The organism is Saccharothrix lopnurensis, from assembly GCF_042658445.1.
GTDB lineage: Bacteria > Actinomycetota > Actinomycetes > Mycobacteriales > Pseudonocardiaceae > Actinosynnema > Actinosynnema lopnurensis.
On record NZ_JBHSQO010000008.1, the window covers coordinates 200,034 to 219,093 of the forward strand.

Consider the following 19,060-nt stretch of genomic DNA (forward strand, 5'->3'; position numbering starts at 1 on the left):
GGTCGTTTAGGTCGTGGCCCGGCTCACACGCGATGGGTGAGAATGCGCCCCATGCGCCGCCGTTCGGTCCCCCTGGGTGTCTCCCTGCTCGCGTTGCAGGTGGTCATCGTGCTGGCCACCGTGTGCGCGGCGGGGCTGATGGCGGCCAAGCTCCAGAGCGACCGCATCCGCGAGGCGTACAAGGACCGGATGCTGTCGGTGGCCGAGAGCGTGGCGCGGCTGCCCTCGGTGGTGGAGGCGTTCGACTCGCCCGACCCGAGCGCGACCATCCAGCCGCTGGCCGAGCTGCTGCGCAAAGCCTCCGGGGTCACCTACGTCGTGGTCACCGACCACAACGGCGTCCGCTACGCCCACCCCGACCGGCGGCGCATCGGCGAGCGGGTGTCCACCGACCCCAGCGCCGCGCTGTCCGGGCAGGTGTTCGTCGGCACCGAGACCGGGACGCTGGGCACCTCGCTGCGGGCGAAGGTGCCGGTGCGCTCGACGTCCGGGCAGGTCCTGGGCATGGCGTCGGTGGGCATCCTGGAGAGCGAGCTGGCCGCCGACCTGGCCGAGGACCTGCCCGAGCTGACCGGGTGGCTGGCCGCCGCGGCGCTGGTGGGCGTGCTGGGGGCCGCGCTGGTCACGCGCATGGTGCGCAAGCGCACCTTCCGGCTGGAGCCCGCCGAGATCGCCCAGCTGCTGGAGACCCGCGACGCGATGCTGCACGGCATCCGCGAGGGCGTGGTCGCCGTCGACGAGCGGGGGCGGTTGGCGCTGGTCAACGACGAGGCCGTGCGGCTGCTGGGGCTCACCGACGACCCGACCGGGCGGCCCGCCGCGCAGGTGCTGGAGCACGGCGGGCTGCTGGACCTGGTGCTCGGCGAGGACGACGTGGTCGACCGGCCCGTGCTGGCCGGCGAGCGGGTGCTGGTGGCCAACCGGATGACCGCCCGCACCCAGGGCCGCCCCGTGGGCGTGGTGCTGACCCTGCGCGACCGCACCGAGCTGCACGACGCGCTGCGCGAGCTCGACGGGCAGCGGACCGTGACCGAGGTGCTGCGGGCGCAGGCCCACGAGTTCACCAACCACCTGCACGTCATCGGCGGCCTGGTCGAGCTGGACCGCCGCGAGGACGCCGTGGCCTACATCGAGCGGGTCGGCGGCACCGGGTCGGTGACCTCGGAGATCCTCGGCGGCGCGATGGACGACCCGGCGCTGGCGGCGCTGCTCCTGGCCAAGTCCTCCACCGCGCACGAACGCGGCGTGGCGCTGCGGCTGGACCCCGGCTCGGAGGTGGCGACCCGCACCGGCGACGACGCGCTGACCGTGCTGGGCAACCTGGTGGACAACGCCGTGGACGCGGTGGACGCGGGCGGGACGGTGCGGGTGCTGGTGCGGTCCGACGAGGGCGGGGTGCGGGTCGTGGTGGACGACGACGGACCGGGGGTGGAGCGGTCCGAACGCGGGCGCATCTTCGCCCCCGGGGTGAGTTCGAAGGCGCCGCGCGGCGCCCACGGTCGAGGGATCGGACTGGCGTTGGTGTCCAGGGTGGTGACCCGGCGCAGCGGCCGGGTCGAGGTGTCGGACTCGGAGCTGGGCGGCGCGTCGTTCGACGTGTGGCTGCCGGAGGTGGTCCGGTGACCGTGCGCACGCTGGTCGTGGACGACGATTTCGCGGTCGCCGCCGTGCACCGCGGGTTCCTGGCGTCGCTGCCGGAGTTCACCGTGGTGGGCGAGGCGCACGGCGGCGCGGAGGCGCTGCGGGCGGTGGAGGCCCTGCGGCCGGACCTGGTGCTGCTCGACATCCACCTGCCCGACATCTCCGGGCTGGAGGTGCTGGCGCGGCTGCGGTCGCGCTCCGGGCCGCCGGTGGACGTGATCGCGGTGACCGCGGCGCGCGAGCGGGAGACCGTGCGGCAGGCGATGTCGCGCGGGGTCGACCACTACCTGGTCAAGCCGTTCACCCGGACCGCGTTCCTGGACCGGATGCGGGAGTACCTGGCCCGGCGCGCCGAGGTGCGGCGGCTCGGGCCGTGGCTGGACCAGGAGGAGGTGGACCAGCTGTTGCAGCACCGGCCGCGCACCGCGCTGCCCAAGGGGCTGTCGGCGGTGACGCTGCGGCTGGTGGTGGACACGCTGCGGACCGCGGCGGGGGACCTGTCGGCGCAGGAGGTCGGCCAGCGGACCGGGATGTCGCGGGTCAGCGCCCGGCGGTACCTGGAGCACCTGGTCGGGGTGGGCAAGGCCGAGGTGCAGCCCCGCTACGGCATGGCCAACCGCCCCGCCCACGGCTACCGGCTGACCTGAGCGGCGCGGAACCCGCGACCGGCCGCCGGGGTTCGGTGTGCCGAACACGCGTCGTTACCCGGCCACGGGTTGACGGAAAATCTCCCACTTGGCCGCTGTGCGGAAAGCCTCCGGCTCGTAACGTGGCGCGCGGGACGTCCCGCCCGCGGCCGCCGCCCTCGCACTCGACGACCGCGGGCGTCCCCGTAGCCCGCCCTGCTCTCGACCCGGCACCCCGGGTCCACGAGGGCTGCCCGCCGAAAGGACACCCATGCGCACCAGCAGGTTCCGCGCCGCGCTCGTCACCGCGGCGGCCGCCGCACTGCTCACCGTCGCCGGCGCCACCACCGCCGCAGCCAACCCCATCGCGGCCTCCCCCATCGGGCAGGACCCGGTCTTCCAGCCCGCCGCCGACACCCCGGTCACCGCGCTGGTGACCAAGCTGACCCACGCCCAGGCCACCTCCCGCCTGCGCACCGCCGGCATCTCGTGGACCTCCAGCGGCGGGTGCAGCGACCGCAACCGGCCCACCTGCACCTCATTCGACCAGGTCAACCTGCCGACCATCCAGGGCGCGGAGACCCTCAAGCGCGCCAGCGGCTGCGCCCTGACCATCACCGGCGGCACCGAGACCGGCCACGCCAGCGGCACCTACAGCCACTGGAACGGCTACAAGCTCGACTACCGGCTCTCCAGCTGCCTCGACTCCTACGTCAAGAACACCTTCACCTCCATCGGCGGCAGCAAGTGGCGCTCGGGCTCCGGGAACGTCTACTACCTGGAGGGCAACCACTGGGACGTCACCTACTACAACTGCGGCGGCTGCTGAGACCGCGACCGGCGCCGGGCCCCGTCACGGGACCCGGCGCCGGAGGTGACCGCGACCGGGGCTAGACCTGGCGGAACCAGCGGCAGCCGTAGGGGCCCAGCTCCACGCGGGCCACCCCGCCCTTCACCGGCACCGTGCCGTCCACCAGCAGGTCGGTCAGCTCGCCGTCGAGCTTGTCGATCTCCACGGTGGCGTCGCGGTCGGCCAGGTTGTGCACCGCCACCACGGTGCCGCCGTCGATGTCGCAGCGGTGGGCCAGCACACCCGGCTCGGCGGTGTCGAGCACCTGGAAGGCGCCCCACGCCAGCTCCGGGCACTCCCGGTAGCGCTCGACCAGCAGCCGCACCCAGGACAGCAGCGAGTCCTCGTCGCGGCGCTGCTCCGCCGCGGCGTCCCACCACATGGGGGTGCGCACGGCCTGCCGCCCCTCCAGCGACAGGTCCTCGGTCATGCCGACCTCCTCGCCGTAGAACAGCACGGGGGTGCCCGGCAGCGAGAACAGCAGGCTGTAGACCATCTTGATCCGCCCGAGGTCGCCGCCCAGCATCGAGGGCAGGCGGCGGCGCAGGCCGCGCCCGTAGAGCTGCATGTCCTCCTCGGGGCCGAAGGCCGCGAAGACCTCCTCCCGCTCGGGCACGGTCAGCTTGTCCAGGGTCAGCTCGTCGTGGTTGCGCACGAACGTCGCCCAGTGGCAGTCGCGCGGCGGCTGCGGCCGTTCCTTGAGCGCGTGGGCCAGCGGGCTGGCCTCCTGGCGCGCCAACGACAGGAACATCTGCTGCATGCCGATGAAGTCGAAGCACATGTGCAGCTCGTCGCCCACGCCGTCGTTGTCGCCGAAGAAGCGCATCGTCTCGGTGTAGGGCAGGTTCACCTCGCCCAGCAGCACCGCCTCGCCGTTGCGCCGCGACAGGAACGCCCGCAGGTCACCCAGGTAGTCGTGCGGGTCCGGCAGCGCCTCCACCGGCGCCTCCAGCAGGAACGGCACCGCGTCCACCCGGAACCCCGACAGCCCCAGCTCCATCCAGAACCCCATGACGCGGGCGATCTCGTCGCGCACCGCCGGGTTGGCCACGTTCAGGTCGGGCTGGTGCTTGTAGAACTTGTGCAGGTAGTACTTGCGCGCCTTGCGGTCGTAGGTCCACAGCGACGTCTCCTCGTCGGGGAAGACGATGCCCTCGTCCGCGTCGGCCGGCTTCTCGTCGGCCCAGACGTACCAGTCGTGCATCGGCGAGTCCGGGTCGCGGGCCTGCTGGAACCACGGGTGCTGGTCCGAGGTGTGGTTGACCACCAGGTCCGCGATCACCCGCATACCCCGGTCGCGGGCGGTGCGCACGAACTCCGTGAAGTCGCCCAGCGTGCCCAGCCGCGGGTCGACGCCGTAGAAGTCGGTGATGTCGTAGCCGTCGTCGCGGTCGGGGGTGGGGAAGAACGGCATCAGCCACAGGCAGGTCACGCCCAGCCGGTGCAGGTGGTCGATCTTCTGGGTGAGCCCCCGGAAGTCGCCGCAGCCGTCACCGTCGGAGTCGTGGAAGGTCTCCACGTCCAGGCAGTAGACGACGGCGTTCTTCCACCACAGGTCCGCGGTCCTGGTCAGCTTCACGCCCGCACCTCCGGCAGCACGTGCTCGCCGAAGGCGTCGAGGAACCGCTCCTGCTCCACGCCCACGTGGTGCAGGTAGATCTCGTCGAAGCCCAGGTCCGCGTACTCGCGCAGGGTCTTGGCGTGCCGGCCCAGGTCGGCCGAGATGTTGACCACCCGCGCCACCTGCTCGACCGTGACGTGCTCGGAGACGACGTCGAAGGTCTCGGCCAGGTCCAGGTCCCAGCACACCGGCGGGGCGAACACGTTGCTGCGCCACTGCTCGTGCGCCAGCGCGGTCGCCTCCTCCTCGTCCTCCGCCCAGCTCAGGTGCACCTGGAGGTGCAGCTTGCCCCGCCCGCCCGCCTCCCGGTAGGCGTCGCGCATCCGCTCCAGCTGCTCGACGGGGGCGTTGACGGTGATCAACCCGTCGGCCCACTCCGCGCACCAGCGGGCGGTCGCCTCGCTCACCGCCGCCCCGATCAGCGGTGGTGGCTCCTCCGGCCGGGTCCACACCCTGGCCCGGTCGACGGTCACCAGACCGCGGTGGGTGACCTCCTCACCCCGCAGCAGCGCCCGGATCACCTCGACGCACTCGCGCAGCCGGGCGTTGCGGGTGGCCTTGTCCGGCCACACCTCGCCGGTGATGTGCTCGTTGCTGGCCTCGCCGCTGCCCAGCGCCGCCCAGAACCGGCCCGGGTACATCGCGCCGAGCGTGCCGATGGCCTGGGCGATGATCGCCGGGTGGTAGCGCTGACCGGGCGCGTTGACCACGCCGAGCGGCAGCCTGGTCGACTGGAGCGCGGCACCCAGCCACGACCAGGCGAACGCCGACTGCCCCTGCCTGCTGCTCCACGGTGAGAAGTGGTCCGAGGACATCGCCGCGTCGAAGCCGACCTGCTCGGCCCGCTGGACGGCGGCCAGGAGCGCGCTGGGGTGGACCTGCTCGTGGGACGCGTGCACACCGATGACCGTCATGCCGCTTCACGTACCCAACGTCCGCTTCCGCGACACCCCCACCGGGACCGGTGGGACACCGGGCCCGGGGCCGGGAGAGCAGGGCGGGCCGGGCACCCGGCGAGGCGATCGACGTCAGCGCAGTTCAGGCCGCCGACCCGGGTCCTCCGGCCGCACGTCCACCACGTCGCCCCGGATCACCACGCCACCGTCCACGACACCCCCGTCCACCAGACCACCGTCGACCACGACACCACCGGCCATCGGGTCGCGCCCGTGGCGCAGGTTCAGCACCATCGCCCGCTCCCGCTGCTCCGCCCGACGCGCCATCCGCCCGCTGAGCAGCCGCCGCGTGGGCGGGAACAGCAGCAGCAGGCCCGCCACGTCGCTGACGAAACCCGGCACGATGATCAGGAACGCCGCCGCGGCGATCAGCACCCCGTCGGCCACCTCCCGGTGCGGCGCCCGCCGGGTGCGCATCGCCTCGGAGAACGCCCCGAGCGCCCGCGTCCCCTCCCGCCGCAACAGCACCGTCCCCGCCACCCCACCCAGCAGCAGCAGACCCAGGGTCGGCAACGGGCCCCAGGCGCCGAAGGCCGCCACCAGGGCGGTGACCTCGACGGCCAGACCGATCAGCAGTACCGCGAACACGCGCATACCCACCTCAACGCACGACCACGCCAAAACGCTCCCGGCCGAAATATTTACGCCCAACCGGCCATCTGGCAACATATCTTCACGCCACTCAAGCTGTAGGGAGCATGGATGACTGCGCTGCACGAGGTCGCCCCCGTCCCGGCCACCCCCCAGCCCTACACCTACGCGCGCCGCGAACTCGTCGAACCCGACTGGCGCCGCCTCCCCGGCTGGCGCCACGTCACCGACGCCCAGTGGCGCGACGCCCAGTGGCAACGCGCCCACTGCGTCAAGAACCCCAAGCAGCTGCGGGAGCTCGCCGGCGACCTGCTCACCGACCGCTTCTACGACGACCTCGCCGCCGACCAGCACCACCTGGCCACCATGTCCATGCTGGTCCCGCCCCAGATGCTCAACACCATGGCGCCCCACGCCCCCCTCGACCCCGACGGCTTCACCACCGCCTTCCTGGCCGACCCCGTCCGGCGCTACATGCTCCCCGTCGCCTCCGACCGCGACCCCGACTGGCCCAGCCACCCCCACTCCACCCGCGACTCCCTCCACGAGGCGGAGATGTGGGTCGTCGAGGGCCTCACCCACCGCTACCCCACCAAGGTCCTCGCCGAACTGGTCTCCACCTGCCCCCAGTACTGCGGCCACTGCACCCGCATGGACCTCGTCGGCAACTCCACCCCCCAGGTCACCAAGCACAAGCTCGCCCTCAAACCCGCCGACCGCCAGGACCGCATGATCGACTACCTCAAGCGCACCCCCGGCGTCCGCGACGTGGTCGTCTCCGGCGGCGACGTCGCCAACGTCCCCTGGCCGCAACTGGAGAACTTCCTCATGCGGCTGCTCGACATCGACACCGTCCGCGACATCCGCCTGGCCACCAAGGCCCTCGCCGGACTACCCCAGCACTGGCTCCAGCCCAAGGTCGTCGAAGGGCTCGAACGCGTCGCCCGCACCGCCGCCCGCCGCGGCGCCAACCTCGCCATCCACACCCACGTCAACCACGTCCAGTCGGTCACCCCCCTGGTCGCCGAAGCCGCCCGCACCGCCCTGGAGGTCGGCGTCCGCGACGTGCGCAACCAGGGCGTGCTCATGCGCGGCGTCAACGCCACCCCGGACGACCTGCTCGACCTCTGCTTCGCCCTCCAGGGCGAGGCCAACGTGCTGCCCTACTACTTCTACATGTGCGACATGATCCCCAACGCCGAGCACTGGCGCGTCGCCGTCTGGGAGGCCCAGGCCCTCCAGCACGCCATCATGGGCTACCTGCCCGGCTACGCCACCCCGCGCATCGTCTGCGACGTCCCCTACGTCGGCAAGCGCTGGGTACACCAGCTCCACGACTACGACCGCGAACTGGGCATCTCCTACTGGACCAAGAACTACCGCACCGGCATCGAACTCGACGACGACCACGCCCTGGACCGACGCCACCCCTACTACGACCCCATCTCCACCCTCGGCGACAGCGGCCGCCGCCGGTGGGCCCAGCACCAGGTCTGACAGGACTACCCACCCGCGTGCAACGCGGTCAACCGCGACGCCACCCCGAACCCCAGCACCGGGTCCGGCCGACCCGACAGCAGGCTCGCGTACAACGGCCGGTAGTGCGCGACCTTCCTCGGCGTCCGACCATCGCTCCCCCACGACGCCAGCAGCTCCCCGCCACGACACGCGAACCCCGTCATCGCCGTGTGGTCCAACCACACCTCCACCTCGCCGCACACCACCACGCTGGACTTGCTGCTCGCCCCCGTCCGCCAGTCCACCCGCAACCGCGCCACCCCCACCCCGCCGCGCGACCGGAACGCCACCACCGCCCACGCGGCGTCCCCCGCCTCCTCCAGCGCCGTCACCGCCGTCGGCTCCCCCAACCGCGCCAACACCGTCAGCTGGTTGATCCCCGAATCCGCCCACGGCGACACGTACGAGGCGAACGCCCCCTCACCTCGGCCCCCGTACGGGTCGCAGAACAACGACGTCACCCCCGTCACCGGCCCCCACTCCGGGTGCGCCGCCACCAGCGCCGCCGCCCACTCCACCTCCGGCGAGAACGCGAAGTGGTGCGCGGTGAACACCCGACCAGCCCCCAGCTCCCCCAGCCGCGCCAACGACGCCACGTCCAGCGCCAACGGCTTCTCCACCAGCACCCGCGCCCCCGAGGACCCCAGCACCAGCGCCGCCAGGTCCACGTGCGAGTCCGCCGGCGTCGCGATCACCACCAGGTCCGGCCGGTGCGCGGCCAACGCCTCCGCCGGGTCGGCGTGGTGCGGCGGCCTCGCACCCCGGAACACCGGCGGCCCCGCCACCGGGTCCGCGGTGAACTCCAGGTCCACCTCAGGCCGCTCCGCCAGCACCTCCAGGTGCGTCGCCGCGATCGTGCCCACCCCGATCAAGCCCACCCTCGTCCGTGCCATGCATGAGATCCTTCCTTACACGATCGAGTGGAATTTTTTAAGTCAACACTGAAGCAATAATGGCAGATACACGAAAGAGTCTCGGTTACGCCAGTGCGCTGACGCGCCTGGTGCCGCGCCGCGCGGACTGGACAGACTGGCGGGCATGACCGACTCCACCCTGGCGCTCCCGGCCTACGACCTCTTCTCCCCCGAGGCGACGGCCGACCCGACCGCCCTGCTGCACAAGATCCGCGCCGAGTCCCCGGTCAGCGCGATCCCCCGGCTCGACGCCTTCCTCTTAACCCGGCACGCCGACATCGTCGCGGTGCTCCGGGACCGACGCCTGGTCCCCGCGAACATGGCCCAGCTGCTGGACGCGTTCAGCCCCGAGGAGCGGCAGGAGCTGCTGCCCCTGCGCCTGTCGATGGACCTGTGGATGGGGCACACCACCGAGGCCGACCACGTCCGGTTCCAGCAGCTGCTCAAGCGCTACTTCTCCCCCGCCACGGTCAACGGCCTGCGCCCCCGCGTGCGGGAGCTGACCACCGAGCTGCTCGACGCCGTGGCCGGCCGCGGCCGCATGGACGTGGTCACCGACCTGGCCTACCCGCTGCCCGCCAACGTGATCGCCGAGCTGCTCGGGATGCCCACCACCGACCGCGAACGGCTCCAGGCGTGGTCGCGCGACATCGTGGCGATCTTCCAGCTCGCCGACGTCGACCGGCTGCGGCGCTCGCAGCGCAGCGTGCTGGAGATGCAGGACTACGTGCGCGAACTGGTCCGGCAGCGCCGGGACGACCCGCGCGACGACCTGATCAGCACGTTCATCGCCGCCGAGGACGAGGGCGTGGTCACCGAGGACGAGATCGTCGCCAACTGCGTGCTGCTGCTGTTCGCCGGGCACGAGACCACCGCGGGCCTGATCGCCAACGGCCTGGAGCTGCTGCTGGACCACCCCGACCAGCTGGCCCTGCTCAGGTCCGACCCCTCGCTGACGCCCACCGCCGTCGAGGAGATGCTGCGCTGCGACGGCCCGGCGAGCCTGATCGTGCGGCAGAGCACCGAGCCCTTCGCCCTGGGCGACCTCGACCTGCCCGCGGGCAAGCGGTTCTACCTGGCGATGATGGCCGGCAACCGCGACCCGGAGGTCTTCCCCGACCCCGACCGCTTCGACATCACCCGCAGGCCCAACCGGCACACCGCCTTCGGCCTGGGCGCGTTCTACTGCCTGGGCGCGGCGCTGGCCCGGATGGAGGCCGACGAGTGCTTCCGCGTCCTGCTGGAGCGCTGCCCCGACCTGCGCCGGGAATCCGTCCGGTGGTCGCCGGTGCCGCCCCTGACCCGCCGGCTGGAGTCCCTGGTGGTGTCGTTCCCCGCCGAGTGATCCCGAGCGGTGTGATCCCGAGCGGTGTGGTCCCGAGCGGTGTGGTCCCGAGCGGGGGTGATCTCCACCCGCCACACTGGACGACGTGCGCAAACCCGAGGTGTTCGTGGCCGGGCCCGTGTCGTGGAACCGGCTGGTGCTGCTCGACCGGCTGCCCGAGGCCCGGCCCCACACGACCTTCGCCACCGGGCACCGCACGGCCGTGGGCGGCACCTCGGCGGGCAAGGCGCTGAACCTGGCCTCGCTCGGCGCCCGGGTCACCCTGCGCACGGTGGTCGGCGACGACGAGCCCGGCCGGGAGGTGCTCGCCGTGCTGGCCGCCGCCGGGGTCGAGGTGATCGCGGAGACCGCCGAGGGCGCCACCGAGCAGCACCTCAACCTGATGGACCCGCACGGCGGCCGGGTGTCGATCTACCTGGAGCTGCCCGAGCTGCCCCGCCCCCGGCACGACGAGCGCTCGCTCGCCGCGCTGGTGGCGGCGGACGTCGCCGTGGTCGACCTGGCCGAGCACGCCCGACCGCTGCTGGCGCCCGCCCGCGCGGCGGGCGTGCCCGTGTGGTGCGACCTGCACGACTACGACGGGACCGCCGAGTTCCACCGCGACTTCCTGCGCGCCGCCGACCGCGTCTTCCTCAACGACGACGGGTTCGCCCACCACGACGCGCTGCTGGGGTTCCTGGACTCGACCGGCAAGCCCACCGTGGCCACCCTCGGCGCGCGGGGCGCGCTGGCCCTGGAGCACGGGCAGGTGCACACCGCGCCCGCCGCGCCGGTCGAGCGGATCGTGGACACCAACGGCGCGGGCGACGCGTTCTTCTCCGGCTTCCTGGTGGCCCACCTGGGCGGCGCGGGCGTGGACGCGGCCCTGGCGGCGGGCGCCGAGCAGGCCGCCCGCTGCCTGGCCTCCCCCGGCCTCGCGCCCTGACCAGGGCCCGCCGCCCACTCGTAACTGTCAAGGACTTGCTGAAAGTGTTTGCAAGGTCTTTCATCCGTGTGCGCCGTGTCGACGCGACGGAGGGATCACCATGGAGGGCGTGCCCGCTCGCCTGAGCGACATCGCCGCGCAGGCGGGCGTCAGCGAGGCGACCGTCAGCCGGGTCTTCAACGGCAAGCCCGGCGTGTCCGCCACCACGCGCCGGTCGGTGGTGGCGGCCGTGGACCTGCTCGGCTACGAGCGCCCGCCGCGCCTGCGGCAGCGCAGCGCCGGCCTCATCGGCCTGATCACCCCCGAGCTGAACAACCCGATCTTCCCGGCCCTGGCCCAGGCCGTGGAGCAGGTCCTGACCGGCGCGGGCTACACGCCCCTGCTGTGCACCCAGACGCCCGGCGGGTCAACCGAGGACCAGCTGACCGAGATGCTGGTCGACCGGGGCGTGGCCGGCATCGTGTTCGTCTCCGGCCTGCACGCCGACTCCACCGCCGACGTGGACCGCTACGCCCGGCTCGCCGGGCGCGGCACCCCGTTCGTGATGATCAACGGCTACACCGAGCGGATCTCCGCGCCGTTCATGTCCACCGACGACCGGACGGCCATGCGGCTGGCCGTGTCGCACCTGGTCGAGCTGGGGCACGAGCGGATCGGGCTGGCCGTGGGACCGCGGCGGTTCGTGCCGGTGCTGCGCAAGATCGAGGGCTTCGTGCGGCACATGCGCGCCGCGCTGCACTGCACCGCCGAGGAGGCCGGGGCCCTGGTGCAGCACTCGCTGTTCACCGTCGAGGGCGGGCGGTCCGCGGCCGAAGCCCTGCTCGACCGCGGCTGCACCGCCGTGGTGTGCGGCAGCGACATGATGGCCTTCGGCGCGGTCCGCGCCGCCCGGCACCGCGGCCTGGACGTGCCGCGCGACGTGTCGGTGGTGGGCTTCGACGACTCGCCGCTGATCGTGTTCGCCGACCCGCCGCTGACCACCATCCGCCAGCCCGTGGAGGCCATGGGCAAGGCGGCCGCGCACGCGCTGCTGGAGGCGGTCGGCGGCACGCCCGCGCCCCACTCCGAGTTCGTGTTCCTCCCGGAGCTGGTGGTGCGCGGCTCCACGGGCGCGGGGCCGCGGTGACCGCCCGCCGGGCCAGGGCGCTGCGGATGCGGGCGCAGCGCCTGACCGACCCCGCCCGCACCCTGTCCGAGCTGCTGCGCGACGTGCTCGCCGTGCAGGCCCAGGACGTGGCCGCCGCCGGGCTCGCGGTCCGCGCCCGCACCACCGGCCTGTGCCGCGCCGACCTGCGGGCCGCCCTCGACCGGGGCGACGTGGTGCGCACCTGCGCCCTGCGCGGCGCCGTGCACCTGCTGCACCGCGACGACGCGGCCTGGCTGGTGGCGCTGCTCGGCCCGGTCAACATCGCGCGCGGCCGACCGCGGCGGCTGGAGCTCGGGCTGACCGACGAGCTGTGCGAGCGGGCGCTGGGCGCGCTGCGCGAGGTGCTGACCGAACCGCTGACCAGGACCGCGCTCGTCGACCGGCTCGCCGGGGTCGGCGTGGCGCTCGACCCGGCCGGTCCCGCGCCCTCCCACCTGCTCGCCTACGCCGCCAACCGGGGCGTGGTCTGCGCGGGCGAGACGACCTACCGGCCGCTGCCCGACCCCGACCCGGGGCACCGGCCCGGCCTGCCCGAGTTGGCCCGCCGCTACCTGCGCGCCTACGGCCCGGCCACGGTCGAGGACCTCGCCGCCTGGAGCGGCCTGCCCGCCGACCGGGTGGGCGCGGAGTTCCCCTCGGCCGAGCTGGTGCCGGGCGAGCACGGGTGGCGGCTGCCCACCGCCGACGCGCCCGCCCTGGAGGACACGGTGCGGCTGCTGGGCCCGTTCGACACCTTCCTGCTCGGCTACCGGGACCGGGACCTGCTGCTCGACCCGGCGCACGCCCCGCTGGTGCGGACCCCGGGCGGGGCCCCGGCGCCCCACGTCGTGGTGGACGGCCGGGTGCACGGCACGTGGCGGCGGCGCGACGGGCGGGTGGTGGTCGAGCAGTTCGGCCACATCCCGGTCTCCGAGCTCGACGTGGAGGTGGAGTCGGTGCTCGCCTGGTCCTGAAGGGCAGGTCCGGCTGGTTGCCGGTGCCGCCGGGTGCCGCGCACACCGACCCGATGAGGCCCGGGGCGGCCGGCAGGGCTCGGGCACGTCGTCGCGGTCGCGAGTCCTGCTCGCATTGCCGCTGCCCATCACGCGCCTTTGCGCAAGGTGGTGCAATTGTTTGCAGGCCGGAGCTGCGGTGATCGACCGCGGAAGGCCCTACTAGGGGTTATTCGAAAAACCTTGTGCAAGGATTTGCGGACCCCAGTGTTTTGTGGATCTGACGCGAGTCCCACGGGCCGGTGTCGTACCGTGTCCCGATGACCGAGCGGGGCCAGGCAACCGGTGGTGTGCCGCGGGCGCTGAGTTCGTTCGTCGGGCGCAAGGAGCTGCTCGTCGAGCTGCGCCGGCGGCTCGGCGCCTCACCGCTGATCACGCTCACCGGCGTCGGCGGCGGGGGCAAGACGCGGCTGGCGCTGGAGCTGGCCGGGCAGGTGCAGCGGGCCTACGACGACGGCGTGCGCGTGGTCGAGCTGGCGCCAGCGCGCGGCGGCGACCCGGAACTGCTGGCCCAGGTCGTGCTCAGCGCCGTGGGCGTGCCCGACCAGGCGACCACCACCCCGCTGGACACGCTGGTGGACTACCTGCGGTCGCGGCGGGTGCTGCTGGTGCTGGACAACTGCGAGCACCTGGTCGAGCCGGTCGCGCAACTGGTGCGGGCGGTGCTCGGCGCGGCGCCCGGGGTGCGGGTGCTGGCCACCAGCCGGGCCCGGCTGCGGGTGCCCGGCGAGGTGCTGGTCATGGTGCCGCCGCTGGAGGTGCCCGCCGAGGACGCCCCGCCGTCGGCGGCCTGCGAGTCGGTGGCGCTGCTGGTGGAACGCGCCGAGGCGGGCGTGCCGGGGTGGCGGGTCACGCCGGAGAACTGGCCGGACGTGGTGCGCGTGCTGCGGCGCACCGCCGGCATCCCGCTGGCGATCGAGCAGGCCGTGGTGCGGATGCGGTCCATGCCGGTGTCGCTGCTGGCCGACCGGCTCGACGACGTGATGCGCGTGCTGACCGCCAACGACACCACCAGGGTCGCCCACCACCAGACCATGGCCGCGATGATCGACTGGAGCCACGCCCAGTGCACCCCCGCCGAACGGCTGCTGTGGGCGCGGCTGTCGGTGTTCGAGGGCGGGTTCAGCCTGCCCGCGGCCGAGGCCGTGTGCTCGGGCGGCGAGCTCGGGCGCGACGAGGTCGCCGACGCGCTGGCCGGGCTGCTGGACAAGTCCATCGCGCTGCCCTCGGCCGACCGCAGCCGTCACCACCTGCTGGAGCCGCTGCGGCAGCACGGCGCGGTCCGGCTGCGCGCCTCCGGCGACCTGGCCGACGTGCGCGCCCGGCACCAGGCGTTCTTCCGGGAGGAGGCGGCGCGGCTGGCCGGCGGGTTCGTCGGGCACAACGAGGCCGCGCTGCTGGCGGCGGTCGACCTGGACATGGCCAACCACCGGGTGGTGCTGGCCGACCTGATCACCGATCCGGACTCCGCGCACGCGGGGTTGCAGATGAGCGTCGACCTGGCCCGCACCCGCTGGTACACCTACGCCGGCCGATTACCGGAGGAGCGGCTGTGGCTCGGGCGCGCGCTGGCCGCGACCCCGGCGACCGCCGACCCGCTGCGGGTGAGCGCGATGGCGCTGGACGCCTGGATCGCGCTGTGCCTGGGCGTGGAACGCGCGCAGGTGGCGCGCCGCGTCGAGGAGCTGATCGGGCTCGCCGGCGAGGTGGGGGTCCCGCTGCCGCCGGTGACGTTCGTGCGCGGCGCCTACGAGGTGCTCGCCCTGGGCGAGATCGGGGGCGTGGAGCTGCTGCGGCAGGCGCACGAGGGGTTCGGCGCGATGGGCCCGCACTTCGCGGTGGACCACCACCTGGCGCACATCCTGCACACCGTGTCGCTGGTGCTGCTGGGCACGCGGGAGCAGGCCGAGCCCGCCGCCGAGGAGTTCTTCGCCGAGTGCGAGCGGCTGGGCGCGCTGTGGGGGATCAGCTGGGCGCACTGGTGCCGCAGCGTGGTGCAGACCCGGTGGGGTTCCCCCACCCGCGCGCTGGAGGTGCTCAAGGAGGGCCTGCGCGTGCAGCGGGCGATCCGCGACAAGTGGGGCCCGCTGTGGACGATCGAGGCGCTGGGCTGGGCGCACGCCGAGGCCGGTGACGCGGCCGCCGCCGCCCGGATGCTCGGCCTGGCCCACGGCCTGCACCGGGTGACCGGCGTGCGGGTGGACGGGCTGGTCCCCTTCGCCCTGTTCAGCGGCCGGGCCGCGGCACGGGCGCGGGCGACGCTGGGCGACGACGCCTACGAGCGCGCCTACGCCAACCCCGCCGAGTCGGTGGAGCAGGCGCTGGCCGCGGTCCTGGACGAGCCGGAGCCCGCCGGACCCCGCGACCGGCGACCGGCGGGGCTGACCCAGGCGGAGTGGAACGTGGCCAGGCTGGTGGGCGACGGCCTGTCCAACCCGGAGGTGGCCGACCGCCTGGTCATCTCACCGGCCACCGTCCACACCCACCTGACCCGCATCTACCGCAAGCTGGACATCGCCAACCGGCACCAGTTGATCACCCTGCTGGCCAACCTCGCGGAGTGACACTGCGTGGCGGTGCCGGGCCGGGCGCGTTCCCCCAGTCGGACGGACATCGGCTCAGGGCTCCAGGGTCACGGGCACGGAGGAGAACGTGTTCGGCACGACCTTGTCGTCGCGCGCGAACTCCGCCGCGTCCCCGGCCAACCGGGCGTTCGGGAAGCGCTCGCGCAGGGCGGTCAGCGCGGCACGGGCCTCGATGCGGGCCAGGTGGTGGCCCAGGCAGTAGTGGATGCCGTGGCCGAACGTGGCGTGGCCCAGGGCGGCGTTGCCGGAGGTGGCGGCGCGGTGCGGGTCGAAGCGCGAGGCCGTGGGGCCGTGCACGCCCGGGTCCCGCCCGGCGGTGCCCAGGCCGACCATGATCAGCGCGCCCTCCGGCAGCACCGTGCCCGGCAGGTCGATGTCGGTGACCACCCGGTAGTGCGGCGTCACCCGGGTGGGCGGGTCCCAGCGGGCGGACTCCTCCACCGCGTCGGCCACCGCCTCCGGGGTGGTCAGCCCCTCCCAGGCGCCCGGCAGGGCCAGCAGCGCGGCGACGGTGTTGCCGATCAGGCCCGTGGTGGTCTCGTGGCCCGCCACCACCAGCAGGATTGCGGTGGTGACCAGTTCCTCGGGGGTCAACTGCTCGCCGTCGATCCGGGCCCGCACCAGGGCGCTGAGCAGGGCGTCGTCGGGGCGTTCGCGCTTGTACTCGATCAGCCCCGCCAGGTAGCCGACCATCGCGTCGGAGGCGGGCACGACCAGCTCGGGACGCTCGGTCATCATGCCGGAGGTCCAGCGGTTGAGCTGCATCCGGTCCTCCGGCGGCACGCCCAGCAGGTCGCAGATCACCGCCAGCGGCAGCGGGAACGCCAGCTCCTTGATCAGGTCGGCCTCGCCGGACATCGCGGCCACCATCTCGGTGGCGGTGAGCTCCACCACCGGGCGCAGCGCCTCGACGCGGCGCGGCGTGAACGCCTGCGACACCAGGGCGCGCATCCGGCGGTGGTGGGGCGGGTCGGTGTTGAGCATCGACGGGCCGATGATCCGCGACAGGTCGGTCGGCTTGCCCTTGTCGGACAGCTGCTGCTGCATCGCGGCGCGCAGCCCGCCGGCGTCCTTGGACAGCCGGGTGTCGTTGAGCAGCGTGCGGGTGGCCTCCAGCCCCATGGTGGTGACCAGCACCTCCAGGCCGTTGGGCAGCTCGGCGAGGTGCGCCGGTCCCCGCGCGGCCAGGGCGTCCTCGTGCGCGTGGTGCTGCCAGCCGCGCAGGGGACCGCCTACCAGAGCCTGCCGATCAGGGGCGAACTCCGCCGTCAGCTGCACGTCTTCTCCTTCGCGAGGGGGTGGTTCAGCGTTCACCTTGGCCGGGACGCGGGGGCGGGCGCATCAACCGACATCCGTATTCGTCGCCGGCACGTACGGATGCCCGCGTACACCGGCACGGGGGTGGGGATACGGAAGTGGATACGGAGGGTTGGCGATGCGCCCGGCCGCGCGCGTGCGCGAGGCTGGGTACGCGTTCGGCACCCGACGGCCGGACGCCACCGGACCGGCGGAAGGGTAGGCCGTCGTCCGGCACCCCGGGGGGCGGAGAGGGGTCGCACCACGCGCGGCCCCTTTTCCCGCTCCCCGCCGTTTCCGGCGCGGCACGGCCGGCCAGGACGACGTGGTCAGCACGAACGGTTCGGCCAACCGGAGAGACGCGACCGGCCGGAGCAGCGCGACCGGAGAGCGGCACGGCCGGAGCGGCGCGGTCAGCCGTCGGCGGCGATCCGGTCCAGCACGCGGCGCAGCACCCGGCCCAGCACCTCGGCCTCCTCGGCGGGCAGCTCGTCGAACAGGTAGCGCCGCACGGTCGCCACGTGGCCCGGCGCGGCGCTCCCGATCGCCGCGCGCCCCGCCGGCGTGAGCCGCACCATCGAGCCCCGGGCGTCCTCCGCGCACTCCTCGCGCACCACCAGCCCGCGCTTCTCCATGCGCGCGACCTGGTGGGACAGCCTGCTGCGCTCCCACCCGACGAGCCGACCCAGCTCGCGGGAGCGCACCACCCCGTCCGGCGCCTCCGACAGCGGGGCCAGCAGGGCGTAGTCGGCGTTGGACAGGCCCGAGTCGCGCAGGAGTTGGCGCTCCAGCGCGCCGTGCAGTTCGCGGTGCACGGCCAGGTACGCCCGCCACACCGCCGACTCGCGCTCGTCGAGCCACCGCGGTTCGCCCATGTGGCCAAGCTAGCAACTTGTTGACGCGTCATCAAACACGCGCTAATTTGTTGACGTGTCCGCTAATGGTATGCAGCTCGGCGTGTACAGCTTCGGCGACCGGCACCCCGACCCGGGAACGGGCGAGCAGGTCACCGTCGCCGACGCGCTCCGGCAGTCGCTGGAGCGGATCCGGCTGGCCGACGAACTGGGCCTCGGCTTCTACGGCCTGGGCGAGCACCACCTGCCCGCCTACTCCGTCTCCAGCCCCGGCACGGTGCTGGCCGCCGCGGCGAGCGTCACCGAGCACATCACGCTCAGCAGCGCGGTCACCGTGCTCAGCACCGAGGACCCGGTCCGGGTCTACCAGCAGTTCACCACGCTCGACCAGCTCAGCCGGGGCCGCGCCGAACTGCTGGCGGGCCGCGGCTCGTTCACCGAGTCGTTCCCGCTGTTCGGGGCCAGCCTGGAGGACTACGACGAGCTGTTCGAGGAGAAGCTGGCGCTGCTGCTGCGGCTGGACCGGGAGGACCCGATCACCTGGTCCGGCCGGTTCCGCGCGCCGCTGGAGGACGCGCACGTCTACCCGCGCCCCTACCGCGGGCGGCTGCGCGTCTCGGTCGGCACCGGCGGCAACCCCGAGTCCTCGATCCGCGCGGGCCTGCTCGGCCTGCCCGTGGTCTACGCGGTCATCGGCGGCGAGCCCGAGCGCTTCGCCCCGCTGGTCGACCTGTACCGGCGCGCGGGCGAGGCGGGCGGGCAGGACGGCCTGGAGGTGACGATGAGCGCCATCGGCCTGATCGCCCGCCGGTCGCAGGACGCCAAGGAGGCGTTCTACCCGTACTGGCTGGAGACGATGCGGTACGGCGCCCGCGCGCGCGGCTGGTCGGTGCCCTCCCGGGCCGACTACGACGCCTGGACCCGCGACGCGAACTCGATCTTCGCGGGCAGCCCCGAGGAGGTCGCCGAGCGGCTGGTCTCGGTGGGTCGCCTGGTCGGCGCCGACCGCTACGCCATGCAGATGGACTGGTCGGGCGTGCCGCACCGGCTGGTGATGGAGGCGATCGAGCTGCTCGGCACCGAGGTCATGCCGCTGGTGGAGAAGGAGCTGGGCACGCCCGCGCGCGGCGCCGGCGCGGCCTCCTGACCGGGTGTGACACCACCCACTCGCGATCGCCGGTGGCGCGACGACCGCGTTG

At 73.6% G+C, this 19,060-nt stretch carries 16 protein-coding genes; 10 read left to right on the forward strand and 6 right to left on the reverse strand.

The annotated features are described in order from the left end of the window. The first annotated feature begins 51 nt into the window (after positions 1–51). The 3 genes from ACFP3R_RS11120 (at position 52) to ACFP3R_RS11130 (ending at position 3,096) form a co-directional block, all read left to right on the forward strand. Entirely contained in the window at positions 52–1,623 is a 1,572-nt protein-coding gene (locus ACFP3R_RS11120; protein WP_380635222.1) for an ATP-binding protein, read from the forward strand. Continuing rightward, positions 1,620–2,288 carry a response regulator gene (locus ACFP3R_RS11125; protein WP_380635223.1) on the forward strand — a complete coding sequence of 223 codons (669 nt, stop codon included), beginning with the start codon at positions 1,620–1,622 and terminating at the stop codon, positions 2,286–2,288. The genes ACFP3R_RS11120 and ACFP3R_RS11125 overlap by 4 nt, the downstream gene beginning before the upstream one ends. Positions 2,289–2,538: 250 nt before the next feature. Then, positions 2,539–3,096 carry a hypothetical protein gene (locus ACFP3R_RS11130; RefSeq protein WP_380635225.1) on the forward strand — a complete coding sequence of 186 codons (558 nt, stop codon included), beginning with the start codon at positions 2,539–2,541 and terminating at the stop codon, positions 3,094–3,096. 61 nt (positions 3,097–3,157) lie between these two features. Here the strand turns inward: ACFP3R_RS11130 and ACFP3R_RS11135 are convergent, their stop codons facing one another. The 3 genes from ACFP3R_RS11135 to ACFP3R_RS11145 all read right to left on the reverse strand — a co-directional run bounded on the left by ACFP3R_RS11135 (position 3,158) and on the right by ACFP3R_RS11145 (position 6,288). Continuing rightward, positions 3,158–4,696: an alpha-amylase family protein gene (locus ACFP3R_RS11135; RefSeq protein WP_380635226.1), complete on the reverse strand. Its 1,539-nt coding sequence runs from the start codon at positions 4,694–4,696 to the stop codon at positions 3,158–3,160. After that, positions 4,693–5,652: a TIGR03885 family FMN-dependent LLM class oxidoreductase gene (locus ACFP3R_RS11140; protein ID WP_380635227.1), complete on the reverse strand. Its 960-nt coding sequence runs from the start codon at positions 5,650–5,652 to the stop codon at positions 4,693–4,695. Before ACFP3R_RS11140 ends, ACFP3R_RS11135 begins: the two co-directional genes overlap by 4 nt. Before the next feature lie 114 nt (positions 5,653–5,766). Then, positions 5,767–6,288 (reverse strand): FxsA family protein, encoded by a 522-nt coding sequence (locus tag ACFP3R_RS11145; protein WP_380635229.1) that lies wholly within the window; start codon positions 6,286–6,288, stop codon positions 5,767–5,769. Positions 6,289–6,396: 108 nt separating this feature from the next. Here ACFP3R_RS11145 and ACFP3R_RS11150 point away from each other — a divergent pair, with 108 nt between their 5' ends. Further along, complete coding sequence (locus ACFP3R_RS11150; protein ID WP_380635231.1) at positions 6,397–7,782, forward strand: KamA family radical SAM protein; 1,386 nt, start codon at positions 6,397–6,399, stop codon at positions 7,780–7,782. Between the two features lie 5 nt (positions 7,783–7,787). On the opposite strand, the gene ACFP3R_RS11155 is transcribed toward ACFP3R_RS11150, so the two are convergent. Further along, on the reverse strand, positions 7,788–8,696 hold the full coding sequence (locus ACFP3R_RS11155; RefSeq protein ID WP_380635232.1) for a Gfo/Idh/MocA family protein: 909 nt from the start codon (positions 8,694–8,696) through the stop codon (positions 7,788–7,790). A 145-nt stretch (positions 8,697–8,841) separates the two neighbouring features. Here ACFP3R_RS11155 and ACFP3R_RS11160 point away from each other — a divergent pair, with 145 nt between their 5' ends. The 5 genes from ACFP3R_RS11160 to ACFP3R_RS11180 all read left to right on the forward strand — a co-directional run bounded on the left by ACFP3R_RS11160 (position 8,842) and on the right by ACFP3R_RS11180 (position 15,690). Further along, a complete protein-coding gene (locus ACFP3R_RS11160; protein WP_380635234.1) occupies positions 8,842–10,062 on the forward strand; it encodes a cytochrome P450 in 1,221 nt (406 codons plus the stop codon). 85 nt (positions 10,063–10,147) lie between these two features. Further along, entirely contained in the window at positions 10,148–10,987 is an 840-nt protein-coding gene (locus tag ACFP3R_RS11165) for a carbohydrate kinase family protein (protein WP_380635236.1), read from the forward strand. Positions 10,988–11,087: 100 nt separating this feature from the next. Next, a complete protein-coding gene (locus ACFP3R_RS11170; protein ID WP_380635237.1) occupies positions 11,088–12,113 on the forward strand; it encodes a LacI family DNA-binding transcriptional regulator in 1,026 nt (341 codons plus the stop codon). Further along, entirely contained in the window at positions 12,110–13,087 is a 978-nt protein-coding gene (locus tag ACFP3R_RS11175) for a winged helix DNA-binding domain-containing protein (protein WP_380635238.1), read from the forward strand. Before ACFP3R_RS11170 ends, ACFP3R_RS11175 begins: the two co-directional genes overlap by 4 nt. Positions 13,088–13,386: 299 nt before the next feature. Further along, positions 13,387–15,690 (forward strand): ATP-binding protein, encoded by a 2,304-nt coding sequence (locus ACFP3R_RS11180; protein WP_380635239.1) that lies wholly within the window; start codon positions 13,387–13,389, stop codon positions 15,688–15,690. Positions 15,691–15,744: 54 nt separating this feature from the next. Here the strand turns inward: ACFP3R_RS11180 and ACFP3R_RS11185 are convergent, their stop codons facing one another. Together ACFP3R_RS11185 and ACFP3R_RS11190 are read right to left on the reverse strand one after the other, a co-directional pair. Further along, on the reverse strand, positions 15,745–16,989 hold the full coding sequence (locus tag ACFP3R_RS11185; protein WP_380635240.1) for a cytochrome P450: 1,245 nt from the start codon (positions 16,987–16,989) through the stop codon (positions 15,745–15,747). A gap of 431 nt (positions 16,990–17,420) precedes the next feature. Continuing rightward, positions 17,421–17,882 (reverse strand): MarR family winged helix-turn-helix transcriptional regulator, encoded by a 462-nt coding sequence (locus tag ACFP3R_RS11190; RefSeq protein ID WP_380635242.1) that lies wholly within the window; start codon positions 17,880–17,882, stop codon positions 17,421–17,423. A gap of 70 nt (positions 17,883–17,952) precedes the next feature. On the opposite strand from ACFP3R_RS11190, the gene ACFP3R_RS11195 reads away from it, so the two are divergent. Continuing rightward, on the forward strand, positions 17,953–19,008 hold the full coding sequence (locus ACFP3R_RS11195) for an LLM class flavin-dependent oxidoreductase (RefSeq protein WP_380635244.1): 1,056 nt from the start codon (positions 17,953–17,955) through the stop codon (positions 19,006–19,008). The last annotated feature ends 52 nt before the right edge of the window (positions 19,009–19,060 follow it).